At 72.9% G+C, this 19,757-nt stretch carries 23 protein-coding genes; 12 read left to right on the top strand and 11 right to left on the bottom strand.

Annotated features, from left to right (window positions below; translation table 11 throughout):
- Nucleotides 1-6: 6 nt before the first annotated feature.
- The gene (locus tag AC1DXT_RS00580) at nt 7-963 is read left to right on the top strand and encodes a helix-turn-helix transcriptional regulator (RefSeq protein ID WP_477059445.1); all 957 of its coding nucleotides are present in this window, start codon (nt 7-9) and stop codon (nt 961-963) included.
- Between the two features lie 10 nt (nt 964-973).
- On the top strand, nt 974-1,384 hold the full coding sequence (locus AC1DXT_RS00575) for a DUF3224 domain-containing protein (protein ID WP_477059444.1): 411 nt from the start codon (nt 974-976) through the stop codon (nt 1,382-1,384).
- On the opposite strand, the gene AC1DXT_RS00570 is transcribed toward AC1DXT_RS00575, so the two are convergent.
- Both AC1DXT_RS00570 and AC1DXT_RS00565 read right to left on the bottom strand, forming a co-directional pair.
- Nucleotides 1,369-1,926, bottom strand: a complete 558-nt coding sequence (locus AC1DXT_RS00570) for an SRPBCC family protein (RefSeq protein ID WP_477059443.1) — start codon at nt 1,924-1,926, stop codon at nt 1,369-1,371. The two genes, AC1DXT_RS00575 and AC1DXT_RS00570, sit on opposite strands and share 16 nt — an antisense overlap.
- A 54-nt stretch (nt 1,927-1,980) precedes the next feature.
- On the bottom strand, nt 1,981-2,391 hold the full coding sequence (locus AC1DXT_RS00565) for a DUF6855 family protein (protein ID WP_477059442.1): 411 nt from the start codon (nt 2,389-2,391) through the stop codon (nt 1,981-1,983).
- 116 nt (nt 2,392-2,507) lie between these two features.
- Between AC1DXT_RS00565 and AC1DXT_RS00560 the strand changes: the two genes are divergently transcribed.
- Both AC1DXT_RS00560 and AC1DXT_RS00555 read left to right on the top strand, forming a co-directional pair.
- Nucleotides 2,508-3,050 (top strand): hypothetical protein, encoded by a 543-nt coding sequence (locus AC1DXT_RS00560; protein WP_477059441.1) that lies wholly within the window; start codon nt 2,508-2,510, stop codon nt 3,048-3,050.
- A 182-nt stretch (nt 3,051-3,232) separates the two neighbouring features.
- On the top strand, nt 3,233-5,101 hold the full coding sequence (locus tag AC1DXT_RS00555; protein ID WP_477059440.1) for an adenylyl cyclase: 1,869 nt from the start codon (nt 3,233-3,235) through the stop codon (nt 5,099-5,101).
- A 52-nt stretch (nt 5,102-5,153) separates the two neighbouring features.
- Here AC1DXT_RS00555 and AC1DXT_RS00550 read toward each other — a convergent pair whose 3' ends face one another.
- The 4 genes from AC1DXT_RS00550 to AC1DXT_RS00535 are packed head-to-tail and all read right to left on the bottom strand — an operon-like array spanning nt 5,154 to nt 7,169.
- Nucleotides 5,154-5,762, bottom strand: coding sequence for a TetR/AcrR family transcriptional regulator (locus AC1DXT_RS00550; RefSeq protein WP_477059439.1), 609 nt, complete (start codon nt 5,760-5,762; stop codon nt 5,154-5,156).
- Nucleotides 5,759-6,271: a DoxX family protein gene (locus AC1DXT_RS00545; RefSeq protein ID WP_477059438.1), complete on the bottom strand. Its 513-nt coding sequence runs from the start codon at nt 6,269-6,271 to the stop codon at nt 5,759-5,761. Before AC1DXT_RS00545 ends, AC1DXT_RS00550 begins: the two co-directional genes overlap by 4 nt.
- Entirely contained in the window at nt 6,268-6,693 is a 426-nt protein-coding gene (locus AC1DXT_RS00540; RefSeq protein WP_477059437.1) for an organic hydroperoxide resistance protein, read from the bottom strand. Before AC1DXT_RS00540 ends, AC1DXT_RS00545 begins: the two co-directional genes overlap by 4 nt.
- Nucleotides 6,694-6,725: 32 nt before the next feature.
- Nucleotides 6,726-7,169 (bottom strand): hypothetical protein, encoded by a 444-nt coding sequence (locus tag AC1DXT_RS00535; RefSeq protein ID WP_477059436.1) that lies wholly within the window; start codon nt 7,167-7,169, stop codon nt 6,726-6,728.
- A gap of 145 nt (nt 7,170-7,314) precedes the next feature.
- Between AC1DXT_RS00535 and AC1DXT_RS00530 the strand changes: the two genes are divergently transcribed.
- The 4 genes from AC1DXT_RS00530 to AC1DXT_RS00515 are packed head-to-tail and all read left to right on the top strand — an operon-like array spanning nt 7,315 to nt 10,975.
- The gene (locus AC1DXT_RS00530; RefSeq protein WP_477059435.1) at nt 7,315-7,746 is read left to right on the top strand and encodes a YciI family protein; all 432 of its coding nucleotides are present in this window, start codon (nt 7,315-7,317) and stop codon (nt 7,744-7,746) included.
- Nucleotides 7,746-9,029: an RNA polymerase sigma factor gene (locus AC1DXT_RS00525; protein WP_477059434.1), complete on the top strand. Its 1,284-nt coding sequence runs from the start codon at nt 7,746-7,748 to the stop codon at nt 9,027-9,029. Before AC1DXT_RS00530 ends, AC1DXT_RS00525 begins: the two co-directional genes overlap by 1 nt.
- Before the next feature lie 13 nt (nt 9,030-9,042).
- Nucleotides 9,043-10,311 carry an MFS transporter gene (locus tag AC1DXT_RS00520; protein ID WP_477059433.1) on the top strand — a complete coding sequence of 423 codons (1,269 nt, stop codon included), beginning with the start codon at nt 9,043-9,045 and terminating at the stop codon, nt 10,309-10,311.
- Between the two features lie 22 nt (nt 10,312-10,333).
- On the top strand, nt 10,334-10,975 hold the full coding sequence (locus AC1DXT_RS00515) for a GNAT family N-acetyltransferase (protein ID WP_477059432.1): 642 nt from the start codon (nt 10,334-10,336) through the stop codon (nt 10,973-10,975).
- Here the strand turns inward: AC1DXT_RS00515 and AC1DXT_RS00510 are convergent.
- From AC1DXT_RS00510 to AC1DXT_RS00500, 3 genes are all read right to left on the bottom strand, one after another.
- A complete protein-coding gene (locus AC1DXT_RS00510) occupies nt 10,959-12,158 on the bottom strand; it encodes an RNA polymerase sigma factor (RefSeq protein ID WP_477059431.1) in 1,200 nt (399 codons plus the stop codon). The genes AC1DXT_RS00515 and AC1DXT_RS00510 overlap by 17 nt on opposite strands.
- Nucleotides 12,158-12,502, bottom strand: coding sequence for a YciI family protein (locus AC1DXT_RS00505; RefSeq protein ID WP_477059430.1), 345 nt, complete (start codon nt 12,500-12,502; stop codon nt 12,158-12,160). Before AC1DXT_RS00505 ends, AC1DXT_RS00510 begins: the two co-directional genes overlap by 1 nt.
- A gap of 81 nt (nt 12,503-12,583) precedes the next feature.
- Nucleotides 12,584-13,420, bottom strand: coding sequence for an aldo/keto reductase (locus AC1DXT_RS00500; protein ID WP_477059429.1), 837 nt, complete (start codon nt 13,418-13,420; stop codon nt 12,584-12,586).
- Between the two features lie 84 nt (nt 13,421-13,504).
- Between AC1DXT_RS00500 and AC1DXT_RS00495 the strand changes: the two genes are divergently transcribed.
- Together AC1DXT_RS00495 and AC1DXT_RS00490 are read left to right on the top strand one after the other, a co-directional pair.
- Nucleotides 13,505-14,422 carry an SDR family oxidoreductase gene (locus tag AC1DXT_RS00495; protein WP_477059428.1) on the top strand — a complete coding sequence of 306 codons (918 nt, stop codon included), beginning with the start codon at nt 13,505-13,507 and terminating at the stop codon, nt 14,420-14,422.
- Complete coding sequence (locus AC1DXT_RS00490) at nt 14,422-14,940, top strand: TetR/AcrR family transcriptional regulator (RefSeq protein ID WP_477060786.1); 519 nt, start codon at nt 14,422-14,424, stop codon at nt 14,938-14,940. The genes AC1DXT_RS00495 and AC1DXT_RS00490 overlap by 1 nt, the downstream gene beginning before the upstream one ends.
- Here AC1DXT_RS00490 and AC1DXT_RS00485 read toward each other — a convergent pair.
- Nucleotides 14,921-15,349 (bottom strand): SRPBCC family protein, encoded by a 429-nt coding sequence (locus tag AC1DXT_RS00485; protein WP_477059427.1) that lies wholly within the window; start codon nt 15,347-15,349, stop codon nt 14,921-14,923. The genes AC1DXT_RS00490 and AC1DXT_RS00485 overlap by 20 nt on opposite strands.
- A gap of 9 nt (nt 15,350-15,358) precedes the next feature.
- Nucleotides 15,359-16,231, bottom strand: coding sequence for a helix-turn-helix domain-containing protein (locus tag AC1DXT_RS00480; RefSeq protein WP_477059426.1), 873 nt, complete (start codon nt 16,229-16,231; stop codon nt 15,359-15,361).
- Between the two features lie 97 nt (nt 16,232-16,328).
- Between AC1DXT_RS00480 and AC1DXT_RS00475 the strand changes: the two genes are divergently transcribed.
- Both AC1DXT_RS00475 and AC1DXT_RS00470 read left to right on the top strand, forming a co-directional pair.
- Nucleotides 16,329-17,642, top strand: a complete 1,314-nt coding sequence (locus AC1DXT_RS00475) for an FAD-binding oxidoreductase (RefSeq protein ID WP_477059425.1) — start codon at nt 16,329-16,331, stop codon at nt 17,640-17,642.
- A gap of 144 nt (nt 17,643-17,786) precedes the next feature.
- Nucleotides 17,787-19,754, top strand: coding sequence for a penicillin-binding transpeptidase domain-containing protein (locus AC1DXT_RS00470; protein ID WP_477059424.1), 1,968 nt, complete (start codon nt 17,787-17,789; stop codon nt 19,752-19,754).
- The last annotated feature ends 3 nt before the right edge of the window (nt 19,755-19,757 follow it).

The raw sequence follows: 19,757 nt of genomic DNA, 5'->3' as shown, positions 1-19,757 counted from the left end.
TGAGCCATGCGCGCGGACCGCCTGGTGGCCACCCTCCTGCTCATGCAGGCACGCGGGCGGGTGACCGCCGCCGAGGTGGCCGGCGAGCTGGAGGTCTCGGTCGCGACCGCCCGGCGCGACCTGGAGGCGCTGTCCACGGCGGGCATCCCGGTCTACCCGCAGCCAGGGCGCGGCGGTGGCTGGTCGCTCGTCGGCGGTGCGCGCACCGACCTCACCGGGCTCACCGCCTCCGAGGCGCAGGCGCTCTTCCTGCTGGTCGGCTCGTCGTCCGACCGGTCCGCCGAGGCCACCTCCGCCCTGCGCAAGCTCGTCCGCGCTCTGCCCGCGACCTTCCGGGCGGAGGCCGAGGCGGCCGGGCGGGCGGTCCTGGTGGACCCGGTCGGGTGGGGCTCGTCGGCCCGCGCCCGGCAGCCGTGGGTGGAGGACCTGCAAGGGGCTGTCGTGCGCCGGCGGCAGGTGACGCTCGTGTACAGCGGTCGTGCCGGCGAGTCCGAGCGGACCGTCGACCCGTGGGCGCTGGTCGACAAGGGCGAGCACTGGTACCTCGTGGCCGGGACGCCGGCGGGCCGACGCACGTTCCGGCTGGACCGGATCACCAGCCTGGCCGTGCGTGACACAGCGGCCGCGCGGCCCGACGACCTGGACGTGGCCGGTGTCTGGGAGTCGGTGGTCGACGAGGTCGAGGAGCGTCGCTCGCGGGTGACCGCGACCGTGCTGACGACACCGTTCCTGGTGCGCGTGCTCCGAGGCCAGTTCGGGCGGCACGTCACCGTGCTCGGGACCGACGCCGACGGGCGGGTCCGGCTCGAGGTGGGGTCGCACACCGCGCGGTCGGTCGCTGAGCACCTGGCCGGGTTCGGCGCTGCGGTCCAGGTGCTGGGGCCCGCCTCCGTCCAGGCCGAGCTGGCGGTGCTGGGCGCGGAGCTGGTCGGGCTGTACGGGGGTGTCGGTGGTCCTGGCTAGCGTGCCGCCCATGATCACCGAGGGAACGTTCACGGTCAGCGGGTTCACGGGCGTGCCGGTCGAGCAGGACGCCGAGCCGGTCAGCACGGCGCTCGCTGTCGGGGTCGCGACGATGGTCAAGCAGTACGCGGGCGGCGTCGAGGGGCGGTCCACCACCCTGTTCACCTCGGCGTTCGACCCGGAGCTCGGTGTCGGCACGTACGTGGCGATGGAGTCCTTCGAGGGCAGCCTGGACGGGCGTCCCGGCACCTTCAACTTCGTCCACGTGGCGTCGACGCACGGCTCGGACCGGTTCGACGAGCATGTCGCGATCGTCCCGTCGAGCGGCACCGGCGAGCTGGCCGGCATCACGGGCGGTGGCGCGCTGGAGGTGGACGCGGACGGCACGCACCGGATGCGGTTCGACTACACGCTGGGCTGAGCACCTGCCCGGCGCGCCTCTTCCGCCTCCGCGAGCGCCGCGAACGTGCGCAGCTGCTTGCGCATCATCACCAGGTCACCCCACGCGAGCAGCCACGCGCCGACGGCTCCCGCCCGGCCGGTCGGTTCCGGGGTGCGGAGCACGGCCACGAGCCTGCTGCGCGCCGGACCCGCCGCCAGGACCGCGTAGGTGACGGCGACGTCCCCGAACATCCGGGCACCGGAGGGGTTCATCCGCACGGTCAGGTGCTCGTCGGGGGCGAACGAGGCGAGCGTGAAGATCCGCGAGAACGTCTGGCCGACCTCCAGCTCCCACGTCCACGGCATGGGCACGCGAGGGCTGCGCCGGCCACCGTTGTCGATCCAGTCGTAGCTGTAGGGCGCGACGCGGAACTGGCACACCCACCGGTAGACCACGTCGGGCGGCGCCGCCACGTCGACCCCGCGGAACAGTCGCCGCGCGGGGGCGGGGACGAGGTCGTCGCACGGGTACGAGCGCTGCTGCTCGGACCCGGTCACGCCCCACGCCGTGGCGATCGTCATGAGTGTCACGCTAGGGGGAGCCGGGTGCGGGCGCCCCGACCGCTCAGCGGGCTCTCAGCGCGGGAGCGCCCGGACCGTGTTGTTGCGGGCGTCGTGGGTCAGCTCCGCCAGGCCGAGCTCCTCGAGCAGCGGAGGCAGGTACATGCCGAACCGGCCGCGGTAGCCCTTGCGCAGCCCGTACCAGCCGCCCACCGGGTTGGACTCGTCGCGGCCCCACGCCTCGACCGTGCCCGGTGCGGCCGGCTTCTGCTCGTCCGCGGCGCCGAGGGGCACGGCGCCGCCCTGCTCCAGCAGCCACGCGTGCAGGTCGTCGATGGCGCTCAGGTGGTACTTCAGCGTCGTCGAGCCCACCTGGCACACGAGCGCGGGCGGGTCGGCGGACTCGTCGCGGTACATCGTGTACGCGGACGAGCCGGGTGCGGTGGTGAGCTGCCAGGGGTCGTCCTGGGTTCCCGTGCCTGCCATCGGTCTCTCCCTCGAGCGTCGAAGCCTGTCGGGTTCACTATCGACCCGGTGGACGGTCCTGGGCACTGTCCGAAGCGCCCGATACGCTCGCGACCGGCATCGACGCAGGAGGCTGGATGAGCGGGCTGGTGGCTGCAGGACTGGTGAGCGCGGTGTCGGACGAGCCCTGGTACGTGATCGTCGCGACGTTGGGTCCTCTGGTGGCGGCCTTCGGTGCGATCGGTGCGCTGATCGTCGGGATCCTCACCGTGCGGCAGCGCACGGCCGCCGACTCCCGGTCGCAGTGGTGGGCACGTGTGCAGTGGGCCGTCGGCCTGGCCTTCGAGACGGACGAGAGCAAGCGTGTGGTCGGGTTCGACGCGCTGGCGCTGCTCGCGTCCTCCCCGCTGGCCGGTCCCGACGACGACGCGTTCCTGGCCGGTCTGTCGCTCGACGTGCTCGACGCGGCCGAGGAGCGGGGTGCCGGCGACGACGCGGACTTCGTCCCCGCCGACGACGACAGGACGCCGGTGCGACCGTCCACGGCCCGCCCGGTGGTGCGGGTCTCGCGGTCCGAGGTCGCGGCCGCGCGGCTGCGCGTGGTCACCGATCGCGGACGCGGGCGGCCCACGCCGTCGTGGATCGCGCGGCTGGCTCAGACCAGCGACGTCCGGCACTGACCAGCGGGAACATCACTCGATCGGGCAAACACTTACCGACCTGTCAGGGTTGACACGAGTCACTAACTGAGTACCTTTCGTCCTGACCGGCACCGAATGTCCGGTCACCGGCGCCAACGGCGGTGCCTCCTCGCGCGCGGGGAGCCGTCTTGCGACGTCCCCTGTGCGGAGAAAGGTCCCTCATGCTCCTTCGTAGGCAGAGCCCCTCGCGTCCCCGACGCCGACGGACCGCGACGGTGCTGGCCACCGCGCTCGCCGTCGCCCTGGTCCCCCTGATCGCCGCGCCCGCCCAGGCGGCCGCTCCGGTCGACCTCGGCCCGAACACGATCGTCTTCGACCCCAGCCAGCCGATCGAGCAGATCCAGGCGACGGTCGACGCCATCGCGACCCAGCAGGTGCCCGCGCACTTCGGGCAGGGCCGGTACGCGCTGCTGTTCAAGCCCGGCACGTACGGGACGCCCGAGCAGCCGCTCCGGTTCGAGGTGGGCTACTTCACCGAGGTCGCCGGTCTGGGCCAGGACCCGGGTGACGTGGTCATCAACGGCGCCATCGAGGTCTACAACCAGTGCCTCCCCGTGCCCGAGGGCGCGGACCCCAACTGCCTCGCGCTGGTGAACTTCTGGCGCTCGCTGTCCAACCTCACCATCCAGTACGCGGCCGGCGACGCCGACGGCTGCCGCAGCTCGGCCAACTTCTGGGCCGTCTCGCAGGCTGCCCCGATGCGCCGCGTGAACGTCACGGGCGCCAACGTCAGCCTCATGGACTACTGCACTGCAGGTCCGCAGTACGCGTCCGGCGGTTTCATCGCCGACTCGACCCTGCCGTTCGTGGTCAGCGGCAGCCAGCAGCAGTTCCTGGTCCGCAACGGCTCGGTGGCCGGCTGGAGCAACAGCGTCTGGAACCAGGTGTTCGCGGGCGTCCAGGGCGCTCCCGCCACCGACTTCGTGACGAACAAGTACACGACGCTCGACACCACGCCGGTCTCCAAGGAGAAGCCGTACCTCTACGTGGACGACGCCGGCCGGTACCAGGTGTTCGTCCCGTCGGCGCAGAGGGACTCCGCCGGAGCCACCTGGGCCGCGGGCAGCACGCCCGGCAAGTCGCTGCCGCTGAGCAAGTTCTTCGTCGCCAAGCCCGGTGACAGCGCGTCGAAGATCAACACCGCCCTCGCGCTGGGCAAGAACGTGCTGTTCACGCCGGGCGTCTACCACGTGAACCGCACGCTCAACGTGATCTGGCCCAACCAGGTGGTGCTCGGCCTCGGGCTGGCGACGATCATCCCGGACAACGGCGTGGTGGCCATGCAGACGCTCGACGTCCCCGGCATCGACATCGCCGGGATCATGTTCGACGCCGGCACGAAGAACTCCCCGGCGCTGCTGCAGCTGGGCACCAAGCTCTCGGCGCTCGACGCCAGGCTGAAGAAGCCGCTGCTGAGCAGCGCGAGCAACCCGACCGCGGTGCAGGACGTGTTCTTCCGGATCGGTGGCGAGGCCGTCGGCAAGGCCACGCAGAGCCTCGTGGTCAACACCAACCAGACGATCATCGACCACACGTGGGCGTGGCGGGCGGACCACGGCACCGGCGTCGGCTGGGACGTCAACACCGCCGAGACCGGAGTGCTCGTGAACGGCAACGACGTCACCGCGACGGGCCTGTTCTCCGAGCACTACCAGAAGTACAACGTCATCTGGAACGGCGAGCGCGGCAAGACGATCATGTTCCAGAACGAGCTGCCGTACGACGCGCCCGACCAGGCGTCCTGGCAGCACGACGGCAGCAACGGCTGGGCCGCCTACAAGGTGGGCGACAAGGTCAAGGTGCACGAGGGCTGGGGCATGGGCGCGTACATCTACACCAACGTGAACCCGACCCTGCACCTCAGCCGGGCGTTCGAGGTCCCCGTCACGCCGGGCGTCAAGCTGCACAACGTGCTGACGGTCTCGCTGAACGCGGCGGGCACCATCGACCACGTGGTCAACGACACGGGCGACCCCGTGACGCCGACCTTCGCGGGACCGAGCACGGTGCTGGAGTGGCCGGTCCCCTGAGCTGACCGGTGAACGGCGAAGGGCCCGACCGTCGCGGTCGGGCCCTTCGTCGTCAGGTTCGCAGGACGGCTCGGCCCGCTCGGCGCAGCGCCCGACCGACCTCCACCGGCTCGACGCCCGCGCCGGTGGCCATGGCTCCGTCGCGCAGCATGACGAGCTGCACCGCGACGGATCGGGGCTCGGGGAGACCCAGCTGGGCGACGAGGTCCTCGGCCACGTCGCGGAGCCAGTCGCGGTGCCGCTCGGCCACGGCACGGACCGGGTGGGCGACGTCGGGGTACTCCGCCGCGGCGTTGAGGAACGGGCACCCGCGGAACGCGGCCCCGCACACCTGGGCGGCCAGCTGGTCGGCGTAGGCAGCCAGGACCGCCGTCGGGTCGCCGACGTGCTCGGCGCGCCAGGTGGTGACCGCGTGCCGCTCCGCCGCGGCGACCGTCTCCAGGTAGGCCTCGACCAGGTGGTCCTTCGTCGGGAAGTGCCGGTAGAAGGTCACCTTGGTGACGCCGGCCTCCGCCATCACGGCGTCGGCGCTGACCGCGCGGATCCCCTCGAGGTAGAACCGCGGCGCCGCGACGTCGAGGATCCGGCGGGCGACCTCGGACTGCCCGCCGTCGCGCGTCGGCCGCCCGACGATCGGGGCGTCTGCCAGGGCCGCCGTCATCGCGGCAGTGCCTCTGCGGGCTGCGCCGCCAGCGCGGCACGCAGCGACCGCCAGGCGCCTGTCGACCACAGTGCCCAGAGCACCAGCACCGGCTGGCCGAGCAGCCGGACGGCGCGGGCGGTGTCGGACTCGAGCCCGAACGCGTCGGTCCGCGTGACCAGCTGGGAGATGTTGCCGGGGAAGATCGCCACGAAGAAGCCGGCGGCGATCCAGCCGACGGCCGCGCGACGGCGCCCGGGTGCGGCGAGCAGCGCGCAGCCGAGCGCGATCTCCACCACCCCGGACGCGAGCACGACCGCGTCGGGGTCGGCCGGGAACCACGTCGGCACCTGGGCCTGGAACTCCTCGCGCGCGAACGTGAGGTGCGAGGTCCCCGCGAGCGCGAGGGTGGCGCCGAGCCAGAGGCGACCGACCGTGCGGCGCACCCCGCTGCCCCGGCTCGGCGGCTCCGCGACGACGTCGCCGCGGAGCACCGTCGCGAGCGCCCGAGCCGTCCGCGAGACGTTCATGCCGTGGTCGTCGTCAGGCGGACGGCGATGTTGCCCCGCGTGGCGTTGGAGTACGGGCACACCTCGTGCGCGCGTGCGACGAGCCGCTCAGCCGTGGCCTGGTCGAGCCCGGCGACCTCGGTGTGCAGGGCTGCCTCGATGGTGTAGCCGCCCGCCCCGTCGGACACGAGGCCGATCTCCGCGACGACCGCGGACTCGGAGATCGGGGTCTTCTCCGCCGCCGCGACCGACTTCAGGGCGGAGTGGAAGCACGACGCCCAGCCGGCGGCGAAGAGCTGCTCGGGGTTGGTGCCGTCGCCACGGCCGCCCAGTGCGGCGGGGACGGCGAGCGTCAGGTCCAGAGTTCCGTCGTCACTGACCGCCCGTCCTCCGGCACGCCCCTCCCCGGTCGCGGTGGCGATGGCGGTGTACAGAGCGGCCACGAGAGGTCTCCTTGGTAGACGAACTAGTACACCTACCTTAGCCCCTCGTCGTCCGGGAGGGAGATGCCGAAGATCTTGCGACGGGGCACGCCCAGGGTGTCGGCCCCGGGCTCGGGCGCAGGGAAGGCACCCGCGCGGGGCGGCCCGACCCACAGCCGCCACCATCCCTCGGTGTCGTGGAACACCTGCCCGGGGGTCTCGAGCCGCGCCCGGCCGGCGGCGGCCAGCTGCGCACGCACGGACGCCTCGCGCGACGGCGGCACGAACCCCACGACGTGGTTGCGGCACACCACCACGGCGCGTGCGCCGCCACCCTCCGTCTCGAGCGTCAGGTCGACGCGCACGGGTGCGTGCGCGGCGCGCTCGGCGGGGGTCAGCGCGCCGACGAAGGCAGTCTGCAACGCCACCGCCTCACCGGCGACGAACCCCTCACCGACGTCCGCGGTGACCGAGCCTCGATGCGCGAAGAGCTTCACCGGTCCAGCGTCCCACGCGGGGTTCCTGCGGTCATCAGAACTCGTCGCCCCCCGCTGTCGAAGAAGCCGGGGCCCGTTCGACGACCTGGTGAGGGCACGGCCTCGGCACTAGCGTCGAGGTGGCCACCGAGCGGAGGAGATCACCATGAAGGTCCTGGTCATGATCAAGGGCGACGGCGCGGACGAGGACAAGATCGCGCCCACGGACGAGATGTTCCGGGAGATGAACGTCTACAACGAGCAGCTGGTGAACGCGGGGATCATGCTCGCCGGCGAGGGGCTGCAGCCGAGCAAGGCCGGCGCCAAGGTGGTCTGGGACACCAGCGGCGAGGTCTCGGTGGTCGACGGTCCGTTCGCCGAGGCCAAGGAGATCATCGCGGGCTACTGGATCTGGCAGGTGAGCTCGCTCGACGAGGCCGTCGAGTGGGCCAAGCGGTGCCCGTCCACTCAGGGCATGCGTTCGGTGCTGGAGATCCGGCCGTTCTTCGAGATGGAGGACTTCGCCCAGGTGGTCTCGCCGGACGTGCTGGAGAGGGAGCAGGCGATCGTCGACAAGCTGAAGGCCCAGCAGGCCTGATGGCCGACGCGCGGCGGACCGTCGAGGTCATCTGGCGGATCGAGTCGCCGCGCCTCATCGCCTCGCTCACCCGCCTGGTCCGGGACGTCGGGCTCGCCGAGGAGCTGGCGCAGGACGCGTTCGTGACCGCGCTGGAGCAGTGGCCGGTCACGGGCGTCCCGGACAAGCCCGGCGCGTGGCTGATGGTCACGGCACGGCACCGGGCGATCGACCTGGTCCGCCGGGAGCAGAACCGCGACGCCAAGTACGCGGTGCTCGCGCGCTCGCTGGCCGACGAGGCGGGGGCGGACCGGATCGTCGACGAGCCCATCGGCGACGACCTGCTCTCCCTGGTCTTCCTCACCTGCCACCCCGTGCTGCCACGGGAGTCGCGGATCGCGCTGACGCTCCGGCTGTTCGGCGGCCTGACCACCGAGGAGATCGCCCGCGCGAACCTGGTGCCGTCGCCGACGATCGGCCAGCGGATCTCCCGCGCCAAGCGCACGCTGGCCGAGGCCCAGGTGCCGTTCGAGGTGCCGCAGGCGGACGCACTACCGGCCCGGGTGGGCTCGGTGCTCGAGGTGATCTACCTGATCTTCACCGAGGGCCACTCGTCCACCAGCGGCGACCGGTGGGTGCGTCGGGACCTGGCCGACGAGGCGATGCGCCTGGGACGCGTGCTGGCCGGGCTCCTCCCGCGCGAGCCGGAGGTGCACGGGCTGGTGGCCCTGATGGAGCTGCAGGCATCCCGCTTCGACGCGCGCGGCGACGGTGTCCTGCTGCAGGACCAGGACCGCAGGCGGTGGGACCGGACGCTCATCGAGCACGGTCTCGGCGCGCTCGACCGGTCGATCTCGCTGCGCCGACCGCTCGGTCCGTACACCGTGCAGGCGGCCATCGCGGCGTGCCACAGCCGGGCGCGGTCGTTCGAGGAGACCGACTGGGAGGCGATCGTCGCGCTCTACGACGCGCTGGCGCAGCTGGCCCCGTCGCCGGTTGTCGAGCTCAACCGGGCCGTCGCGGTGCTGCACGCGGACGGGCCGCAGGCGGCCCTGGACGCCCTCGACGCGGTGCACGCCGACCCGCGGCTGGCCCGGTACCACCTGTACGGCGCGGTCCGCGGGGACGTGCTGCTCCGGCTCGGGCGTGCCGACGAGGCGGCCGACGAGCTGGAGCGGGCCGCGACCCTGGCGCCGACGCGGCGGGAGCGGGACCTGCTGATGGCTAGGGCGGCGTCAGCCGGAGAGGGTGCCGCGGCTGCGGCGGCCTCCGAATCTCCGGAGACCGATGTCGGAGCCGGCTGACACCATGAGCGGCATGACCGAACCGACGCAGACGGACGTGGAGGCTCCCACGCCCGAGCGACCCGGTTGGCGCCGGGACGTCACGATCTTCCTGTCCGGCCAGACGGTCTCGCTGTTCGGCTCGATGCTCGTCCAGTACGCCGTGATGTGGCACCTGACCCTGGAGACCAAGTCCGGCGGGGTCATGGCCATGTACGCGGTGTTCGGGTTCCTGCCGCAGGCCGTCATCTCGATCTTCGGCGGCGTGTGGGCGGACCGGCTGGACCGCAAGAAGCTGATCATCGGCGCCGACGCCACCATCGCGATCGTCACGCTCGCCCTGGCGATGTTCATGGCAGCCGGCGCCACCGACCTCTGGCTGATCTTCGTGGCGATCGCCATCCGCTCGGCCGGCGCGGGGATCCAGATGCCCGCGGTCGCCGCGCTCCTGCCGCAGATCGTCCCGGCCGACAAGCTCATGCGGGTCAACGGGATCAACGGCACCATCCAGTCGGCCATGATGCTCGTCGCCCCGGCGGCCGCGGCCGCGGTCTACGCCAGCATGTCGATCGTGGCCGTGTTCTACATCGACGTGGTCACGGCGGTCATCGGGATCGGTCTGCTGCTCCTGGTCACCGTCCCGCGGCTGGTGCGGTCGGCGGAGACCGAGCACCTGGGCTACTTCGACGACCTGGTCGGCGGCGTCAGGTACGTCGTCTCGCACGCGTTCGTCCGCTGGGTGCTCGTCCTGTACGCCGTGGTGTTCGTGCTCATCGTCGCCCCCTCGTTCCTCACGCCGCTGATGATCGTGCGGACCTTCGGCGACGAGGTGTGGAAGCTGACGGCCAACGAGCTGGCGTTCAGCATCGGCATGGTGCTCGGCGGTGCGGCGGTGGCGGCCTGGGCGGGGAAGTGGAACCGGGTCCGCATGATCCTGGGCTCCACACTCGTGTTCGGTGGCATCTCCGTCGGGCTCGGCCTGTCCACCAACCTCTGGGTGTTCCTCGGCTTCATGTTCCTGCTCGGGCTGTTCGTGCCGTCGTTCTCCACGCCCTCGTTCACGGTGCTGCAGGAGACGGTGGAGCCGGAGATGCAGGGGCGGGTGTTCGGGTTCGTCGGCATCGTCATGGCCGTGTCGATGCCGTTCGGCATGGCGGTGTTCGGGCCGCTCGCGGACCGGTTCTCGGTGGAGTCGCTGCTGATCTGGGCCGGGATCGCCCTGCTGCTGGTGGTGGCGCTGGCGCTGGTGGTCCCGGGCGGGCGGCGGGCGATCCGCGAGGCGAACGCGCACGCCGAGGCGTGAGGACGTCGGGCACGATGGCCGCATGATCGCGCCCTTCACCCTGACCGGCCGGCACGTCCAGCTCGAGCCGCTGGCCCTCGCGCACGTCGGCGAGCTCGCCGTGGCCGCCGCCGAGGAGCGCGGCAGCTACGGGTTCACGTGGGTGCCCGACGGGGTCGAGGAGACCCGGACGTACGTCGAGGCCGCCCTCGAGCACGCCGCCGGCGGTCGCGCGGTGCCGTTCGCGGTGCGGCGGACGTCGGACGGGGCGCTCGTCGGCAGCACGCGGTTCCTGGACCTCGAGGTCTTCGAGAACCCGGCACCGTGGCCTCCGGGCATCGGCGTCGGCGGGGCGCCGAGCGATCAGAACCCCCCGTCCGTCGCCGAGATCGGGAGCACCTGGTACGCGGCGTCGGCGCAGCGCACCGCGGTGAACACCGAGACCAAGCTGCTCCTCCTCACGCACGCGTTCGAGACCTGGAACTCCCTGCGCGTCACCCTGAAGACCGACGCGCACAACGCGGCGTCACGCGCGGCGATCGAGCGGATCGGCGGGAAGCTCGAGGGGGTCCGCCGCGTCCACACGGTCGCCACCGACGGCGGCCTGCGGGACACGGCGTACTTCTCTATCGTGGCCGCGGAGTGGTTCGCGGTCCGCGCGGACCTGGTCAGCCGGCTGGGCTGAGCGCGTCCCGGCTGGCGGTCAGGAAGGCCCGCTCGGAGGGGTTCTCCGTCAGCGCCAGGGCCCGGTCGTAGGCGTCGGCGGCCTCCGGGGCACGATCCAGGCGGCGCAGGAGGTCGGCACGGACCGCGTGGAACAGGTAGAAGTGCTCCAGCGGCAGCCCGTCCACCAGGGTCAGGCCGGCGGTGGGCCCCTCCAGCTCCGCGACCGCGACCGCCCGGTTGAGCGCGACCACCGCGCTGGGCGCGATCGACATCAGCTGGTCGTACAAGAGCACGATCTGCCGCCAGTCGGTCCCCGCCGGCTCGCTGTGCACGGCCTGCATCGCCGCCTGCAGCTGGTACGGACCCAGGTGGTCGCGTCGTAGGCACCGGCGCACGAGCTCACGGCCCTCGTCGAGCTGCTCGGCGTCCCAGAGTGCGCGGTCCTGGTCGCGCAGGAGCACCAGGTCGCCGGTCTCGGAGATGCGGGCGTCCCGGCGGGCGTCGGTGAGGAGCATGAGGGCGAGCAGGCCGAGCGCCTCGGGCTCGTCGGGCATGAGCTCGACCAGGACGCGGCCCAGCCGGATCGCCTCGGCGCAGAGGTCGTCTCGCGTGAGGGCGGCCGAGCCGGTGGTGAACACCAGGTAGACCACCGCCAGCACCGCGCGCAGGCGGTCGGGCAGGTCGGCGTCGCGGGGCACCCGGTAGGGGATGCGGGCGTCGCGGATCTTGCCCTTGGCGCGCACCAGCCGCTGCGCCATCGTCGGCTCCGGCACCAGGAAGGCGCGGGCGATCTCCTCGGTGGTCAGCCCGCCGAGCAGCCGCAGCGTGAGCGCCACCTGCGCCTCCACCGACAGCGCCGGGTGGCAGCACGTGAACACGAGCCGGAGCCGGTCGTCGCGCACGGGCCCCACCTCCACCGGGTCGTCGCGCTCGTGCAGGAGCGCCGCCTGAGCGTGCCGGTCGTCGCGGGACGCCTCGCGGCGCAGCCGGTCGATCGCCTTGCGCTTGGCCGTGGTGATGATCCAGCCGGCCGGGCTGGGTGGGACGCCGTCCGCGGGCCAGCGCTGCACGGCTGCGACGAACGCGTCCTGCACGGCCTCCTCGGCGACGTCGAGGTCACCGAAGGACCGGGCGAGGACCGCGACCGCGCGGCCGTGCTCCGCGCGGAACACCCGCGCGATCGCGTCCTCGTCCGCCACCATCACTGGTAGCGGAACGGCCGCACCTCGATCGGCAGCCCCGTGGCGACGGCCAGCTGTCCGCCCCAGTCGAGGGCCGCGTCGAGGTCGTCGGCGTCGATGATCGTGAACCCGCCCAGGTGCTCCCGCGCCTCGACGAACGGTCCGTCGGTGGGGATGACGTCGCCGTCCTTGGCGCGCAGGACGGTGGCGGTGCTGGGGTCGTGCAGCCCGCCCGCGTAGACCCAGATGCCGGCGTCCTTCATGGCCTGGTCGACGTCGCCGACCGCCTTCATGATCGGCTCGAGGAACTCCGGGTCGGGCATGGGACCGGCGGGCTCCATCACGCTCAGCAGGTAGTGGCTCATGGCGTCCTCCTCGATGTGCGGCCGCCGGCCCTGCGCCGGCTGCTCACCGTCTGTACGAACGGTGAGCAGCCGGATCGACAGCTACGAAGGAACGTAGTCGAACGTGTCGGGGTCGGGGCCGGTGCGCTCGTCGCGGTTGAGCGCCGAGATGTCCGCCACGTCCAGGTCGGCGAGCTCGAAGTCGAAGAGCGCGAAGTTCTCCTCGATGCGGCTGCGGGTGACCGACTTCGGGAACACGATGTCGCCGCGCTGGAGGTGCCATCGCAGCGTGACCTGCGCGGGGGTCTTGCCGATGGACTCGGCGATCCGCACGATCGTCGGGTCGTCCAGCACCTTGCCCTGCGCGATCGGGCTCCACGCCTCGGTGGCGATGCCGTGCTCCGTGCCGTACGCGCGCACCGCCTCCTGCGTGAGGTACGGGTGCACCTCGATCTGGTTCACGGCGGGCGTGATCGTGGCTTCCGCCTTGAGGCGGTTCAGGTGGTGCGGCTGGAAGTTGGAGACGCCGATCGACTTGGCTCGGCCGGACCGGTAGAAGTCCTCCATCGCCTTCCAGGTCTCCACGAAGTCGCTCACCGTCGCCAGCGGCCAGTGGATGAGGAAGAGGTCCACGTAGTCCGTGCCGAGCGCCTCGAGCGTGAGGTCGAACGCGATCGCCGCGTCCGCGGGGTCGTGCATGTCGTTGTTCAGCTTGCTGGTGAGGAAGACGTCCTTGCGATCCAGGCCGGATGCGGCCACGGCGTCGCCGACGCCCTTCTCGTTGCCGTACATCTGCGCGGTGTCGATGTGGCGGTAGCCGACCTCGAAGGCCTGCAGGACCGCGTCCTTGGTCTCCGCGGGGTCGATCTGGAAGACGCCGAAGCCCAGCTGGGGGATCTGCACGCCGGTGTTCAGGGTGATGTTCGGGACGGTGGTCATGTCTCCATTCGACCCCGCGCGGGCCGCGATCGCCTGTTATGGTGACCAACTAACCAGTTGGTTGCTTACCGCGAGGAGCTTCAGATGTACGTCGTCCCCGACCAGTCCGGCCGCACCGTCGTCGTCACCGGAGCCAACAGCGGCACCGGGCGGGAGGCCGCCGAGCGCCTGGCCGCCGCGGGCGCGCACGTGGTGCTCGCGGTGCGCAACGCCGAGAAGGGCGACAAGGCGCTCGCGGAGATCGTGGCGGCCCACCCGGACGCCTCCGCGGAGGTACGTCTGCTGGACCTCGCCTCCCTCGCGTCGGTCCGCGCGTTCGCCGAGCAGCTCGGTCGCGACCTGCCGCGCCTCGACACCCTGGTCAACAACGCCGGCGTGATGGCCCCGCCCACCCGCTTCGAGACCGAGGACGGCTTCGAGCTGCAGCTGGGCACCAACTACCTGGGGCCGTTCGCGCTGACCAACCTCCTCCTGCCGCTCCTGCTCGCCGCGCCCGAGGGCCGCGTGACCACGATGAGCAGCGGCATGGCCAACGTGGGCCGCATCCGGTTCGACGACCTGCAGTGGACCCGCCGCCGCTACAGCCCCACGCGGTCGTACGCCCAGTCCAAGCTGGCCGACCTGCTGCTCTCCCGGCAGCTGGCGCGCGTGTCGATGCAGCGCGGCTGGGCCCTGCGCAGCAACGCCGCCCACCCGGGGTTCACGCAGACCAACCTGCAGACCGCGGGCGCCTCGCTCGGCCGCGACTCGGTGCACCGCTCGCCCATCGGCAACCTGCCGTTCGTCCCGTCGCAGCAGCCGGAGCAGGGCGCCGAGCCGATGTTGTTCGCCGCGGCCGACCCCCGCGCGGTCGAGGACGGCTACTACGGCCCGTCCGGACGGTTCGGGCTCGTCGGCCCCACCGGTCCGGCCCGCCTCAACCGCCGCATGCGCGACGACCACACCGCGGCGCGCCTCTGGGCGGTGGCGCAGGACCTCACGGGCACGACGCTGCCCGCGTGATGGCCGCCGACACCCCGCGCCGCATCCTCGACGCGGCCGCCGACGAGTTCGCCGAGCGCGGGCTCGCCGGCGCGCGCGTGGACCGGATCGCCGAGCGCGCGGGCGCCAACAAGCAGCGGATCTACGCGTACTTCGGCAGCAAGGACCAGCTGTTCGACCGGGTGATCGAGGACCGGATCGAGCAGCTGCTGGACGCCGTGCCGTTCGACGCCGCGGACCTGCCCGGGTACTCGGTGCGCATCCTCGACTTCAACCTGGCGCACCCGTCGCTCGTGCGGCTGCTCCTGTGGCACAACCTGGAGCGCCCGGCGGTGCTCGCGCGGCTGCCGCAGTCGGTCGAGTCGCACGCGCGGAAGGTGGCGGCCCTACGAGCAGAGCGGGGCGACGACGAGTGGGCCGCGGACCGGCTGCTCGGCCAGGTGCTCGGCCTGGTCCACGGCGTGACGCTCGCCCCCGGGCCGGACCTGGAGCAGACGCGGGCGGACCTGCACCGCGCGGTCAGCCTGCTGGTCGGCTGACCGCCTCCACCACCGCGCGCAGGCGCTCGGGCTGGACGCCGTCCTCCCGGGCGACCGAGCGACGGATGACCCCCGCGAGGAGCTTCACGGGCCCGCGCACGACGACGTCCGCGACCAGCCGGAGATCGGTGCCGGGCACGGTCGGGGTGAGCGTGTAGGTGTACACGGCCGTCACCGGTCCGGAACGCGACACCAGGTCCAGGCGTCGGGGCGCGTCGACGCCGTCGACGAGGGCGGTCCGTTCCTTGCCGCGCACCGTGAACGTCACCGTCGACCCGGGCGCCACGGGCCCGGTCATGGCGGAGACCCCGGGCATCCAGCGCGGCGCCAGGGACCAGTCGGTGAGCGCGGCCCAGACCGCGTCGGGCGGTGCGGCGATGCTCGTCGTGGTGTCGATCGCGATGGTCATGGCGCGACGCTAGGCGTCCGGGACGACGCCGTCTTGGACGGAGTTGACCACCGGCGCGAACCCCGGCTCGGTGGGCACGTCCCCGTAGACCGCGCGGTACGCCGCGAGGTAGGCGTTCGGCGTCGTGCCCGTGTGCCGCCGGAAGTGCCGGATGAGGTGCGCCTGGTCGTACCAGCCGCGGTCGGCGGCCACCTGCCCCCAGCCGACCGGACGGCCGAAGTCGAGCGAGGCCAGCAGGTCGCGCATCCGAGCCACGCGGGCGAACGTGCCGGGACTCAGCCCGACCACGCGCCGGAACCCCCGGTCGAGGTGGGCGTGCGACAGGTGCACCGCGCGCGCGACGTCGGCGACCGGGCGGCCCGGCTCCGCGGCGAGCGCGCCCACCGCCGCCTCGACCGCGTCGGTGCAGCGGGGGAGCGCGCGCTCCCGTCCCGCCACCGACTCCACCAGCGCGGCCTCGACGGTGGCGATCATCGCGTCCGGGCTCTCGAGCCCGAGCAGCTCCCGACGCAGCGGGGCCCACGGCTCCGCTCCGACCAGCCGGCCCCGCAGCACCCGGGGGTCGACGCCGAACGCGGTCGCGCACCCGATCGGCGTCGCGACCACGCCGACGCACCACGTCTCGCCGAGGGGCCGGTTGAGCATCGGCTGGTCGTCGGGACCCAGCAGGAACCCGGTCCGCGCGAGGTGCACGTCGCCGGTCCCGTTGCGCGCCACCTGCGCGATCGGTGCACCCAGCACGAGTCCCAGGACGGCCGACCCCGTCGGCGCCACCCGCTCGGCCGGGGCACGCAACCGCCCGCGGGCGTACCAGATGCTCGCCACGTACCGCCCGAGCGTGCCGGTGGGCTCGTGGGTGACGTAGGTGAACGCGTCGGTCACCCGACGATCGTCCCGCAAAGGAGTGTCGGAGGTCGGTGCAAGGGTGACAACCTGCCCGCGAGAGAACCCAGCGCCACCGACCTGCAAGGAGTCAGGCATGTCTCACCCCCTCAGCTCCCGCGTCACCGGCCCCGTGCTGACCCCGGACCGCGAGGGGTTTGCCGACGAGGTCGCCGCCCACAACCGCGCGATCGTCCATACGCCCGACGTCGCGGTCGGTGCCACGAGCACGCAGGACGTTGCCGAGACCGTGCGCTGGGCCACCGAGCAGGGCGTGCCGGTCCACGTGCTGGCCACGGGCCACGGCTCCACCACGCCCGTGACCTCCGGCGTCCTGCTCACCACCCGCCGCCTCGACGGGGTCGAGGTCGACCCGGGCACCCGCGTCGCGACGATCGGAGCCGGCGCCCGCTGGACCGACGTCATCCCCGCGGCCGACGCGCACGGCCTGGTGCCGATCGCCGGCGCCTCGGCCAGCGTGGGCGTGGTCGGCTACCTCCTCGGCGGTGGGCTCGGCCCGTTCGCCCGCAGCCACGGGTTCAGCTCGGACCTTCTCGAGTCGCTCACCGTCGTCACGGGGACGGGTGAGGTGGTCGAGGCGTCCGCCGACGAGCACCCGGACCTCTTCTGGGCGCTCCGGGGCGGCAAGACCGGCCTCGGCGTGGTGACGCAGGTGCGTCTGCGGCTGGTCGCCATGCCCGCGCTCTACGCCGGCACCCTGTTCTTCGGCGCCGAGCACATCGACACCGCCCTGCGCGGCTGGCTGGCGTGGACGCCCACCGCGGACGCCGACACGACCACCAGCGCGGCGATCGTCCGCTTCCCCCCGCTCGAGGTCATCCCGCCGTTCCTGCGTGGGCGCACGGTCCTGCTCCTGCGCGTGGCCCGCCCGGGCGACGAGGCGGCGGGCACGGCGGCCGCCGCGCCCCTGCGCGCTCTCGCGCCGGCGTTCATGGACACGGTCGGCGTGCTCCCGGCGGCCCGAGCGGCCGAGATCCACAACGACCCGGGGCAGCCGGGTCCCGGCTGGGTGCGCGGCATGCTGCTCGACCGCGCCGACGACGGGCTGGCCGGCGCGTGGCTCGGGCTCGTGGGTGCCGACGCGTCGACCCCGTTCATGGCCGCGGAGCTGCGGCACGTCGCGGGGGCCACCGGCGAGGACGTGCCGGGCGGATCGGCCGTGTCCGGGCGCGGGTCGGCGTTCGTCGTGTCGGTCGCGAGCGGCGATCCGAGCCGGTTCGCCGAGCTGCCGGCCGCTGCGGACGCGATCACCGAGGCGTTGGCCCCGTGGGCATCGACCGAGGTCAACCCCAACTTCTGCGGCACCGGGACGGCCGTCTGGGCGCCGGCGACGGCCGACCGCCTGACGCAGGTGCGCCGGACATATGACCCAGACAGGGTGGTTGCGTGACCCCGTCTGGGGAGGAGTGGTGAAGGCTGCACCGTTCCCGCCCGCCGGGTGACCCGGTGGTGACACGCTCTCGGAGCGTCGTGCGGACGAGTCAGCCGGTGCATCAGCAGGAAGCGGCGCGATGCCGCGCGACGAGGGGACAGCATGTCGTTCGCAGGTGAACGCGCAGTGGCCGGTCGGCGGCTCGTGGGCGGCGGGATCGCCCTCGTGATCGCGGCGGCCGGCCTGACCGGCTGCTCGTCGGAGCCCCCCGACCCGACGAGCGCGACCGAGGCGCTCGCGGCTGCGCTCACCTCGGGCGACTTCAGCAAGGCACCGTTCGCCGGCGGGACCGCCGACGTCACCGCGGCGACGGAGCTCCGCACCAGCGCCTACGAGGGTCTCGCCCCGTGGGAACCCACCGTGACGGTCGTCTCGACGACCGTGGACGACAAGGACGAGGACGTCGCCACGGCGACCCTGGGGTTCACGTGGGACGTCGACGAGAGCGACTCCGACTGGACGTACGAGACGCACGCGAAGCTCGCCCGCGACGACGAGGACGTCTGGCACGTCACCTGGTCGCCCGCGCTGCTCGCGCCGGACCTGGTCGCGGGAGAGGTGCTCGGCGTGCAGCGCTCCCGCGCCGAGCGCGCCAACGTGCTGGGCGCCAACGGTTCCGTCATCGTCGAGCCGCGCCGCGTGCACCGGGTCGGGATCGACAAGACGCGCATCGCCGCCCCCGAGCAGGACGCCGCGGCGCGCGAGCTGGCGCGGCAGCTGGGCGTCGACGCCGAGGCCTACGCCGCCAAGGTGCTCGGTGCCGGCGAGAAGGCCTTCGTCGAGGCGATCACCATCCGCGACGGCGACACCGGCTACGACATCCCGGCGCTCGTCGGGCTGCCCGGCGTGATCGAGGTCCCGGACACGCTGCCGCTCGCCCCCACGCGCCAGTTCGCCCGGCCGATCCTCGGGACGGTCGGACCCGCGACGGCCGAGATCATCGAGAAGTCGGACGGCGCCGTGTCCGCCGGGGACCTGGCAGGGCTGTCCGGGCTGCAGCGCCAGTACGACGCCCAGCTGCGCGGCCTGCCGGGACTGACCATCACCGCAGCGCAGGCCGACGGCGCTGCTCCGCGGCAGCTGTACGCCGTCGAGGCGACTCCGGGCACCCCGCTGACGACCACGCTCGACGTCCGGCTGCAGGAGGCGGCCGAGTCCATCGTCGCCACCGTCGGGCCCGCCAACGCGATCGTCGCCCTCCGCCCCTCCACCGGGGACGTGCTCGCCGCCGCCAGCGGGGTGGGTGGCGAGGGCATGTCCACCGCCACGCTCGGCCAGTTCGCCCCCGGCTCGACCTTCAAGGTGGTCAGCGCGCTCGCCCTGCTGCGGTCGGGGCTCACGGCGGACAGTGACACCACCTGCCCGGCCAGCGTCTCCGTGGACGGGCGCTCGTTCTCCAACTTCCCCGAGTACCCCACCGACAAGCTCGGCACCATCCCGCTGCGGACAGCCTTCGCGTACTCGTGCAACACGGCCTTCATCTCGGCGCGCGACCAGGCGAACCAGGACGCGCTCATCGACGCAGCCGGATCGCTCGGGCTGGACCCGAACGCGACGCTCGGCTTCCCCGGGTTCCTCGGGGACGTCCCCGCCGACTCCGACGGCACCGACCACGCCGCGTCGATGATCGGCCAGGGCCGCGTGCTGGCGTCGCCGCTGGGCATGGCCACGGTCGCCGCCTCGGTGGCGAAGGGGTCGACGGTGGTGCCGCGTCTTGTGGTCCTGGCCGAGGGCGTCGAGAGCCCGGCCGCCACCGACTCGGCCGAGCCGAGCGAGACGTCCGCGCCCGCTGCCCCGCTGACCGCCGACGAGGCCGCCACCCTGAAGCAGCTGATGCGCGGCGTGGTGACGGAGGGGGGCGCGACGTTCCTGCAGGACGTGCCCGGCGACGAGGTGGCGGCCAAGACCGGTACCGCGCAGTTCGGTGAGGCCGGCAACCTGCAGAACCACGTGTGGATGATCGCGATCCAGGGGGACCTCGCGGTGGCGGTGTTCGTCGACGTGGGCGAGTACGGGTCGACCACCGCCGGTCCGCTGCTGGAGCAGTTCCTGCGGGCGGCGCAGGGGTAATCC

The sequence above is a fragment of the Cellulomonas sp. P1_G12_2 genome, assembly GCF_056405535.1.
The sequence above is the reverse complement of the archived record's forward strand: the minus strand, read 5'-3'. Positions and strand labels throughout refer to the sequence as shown.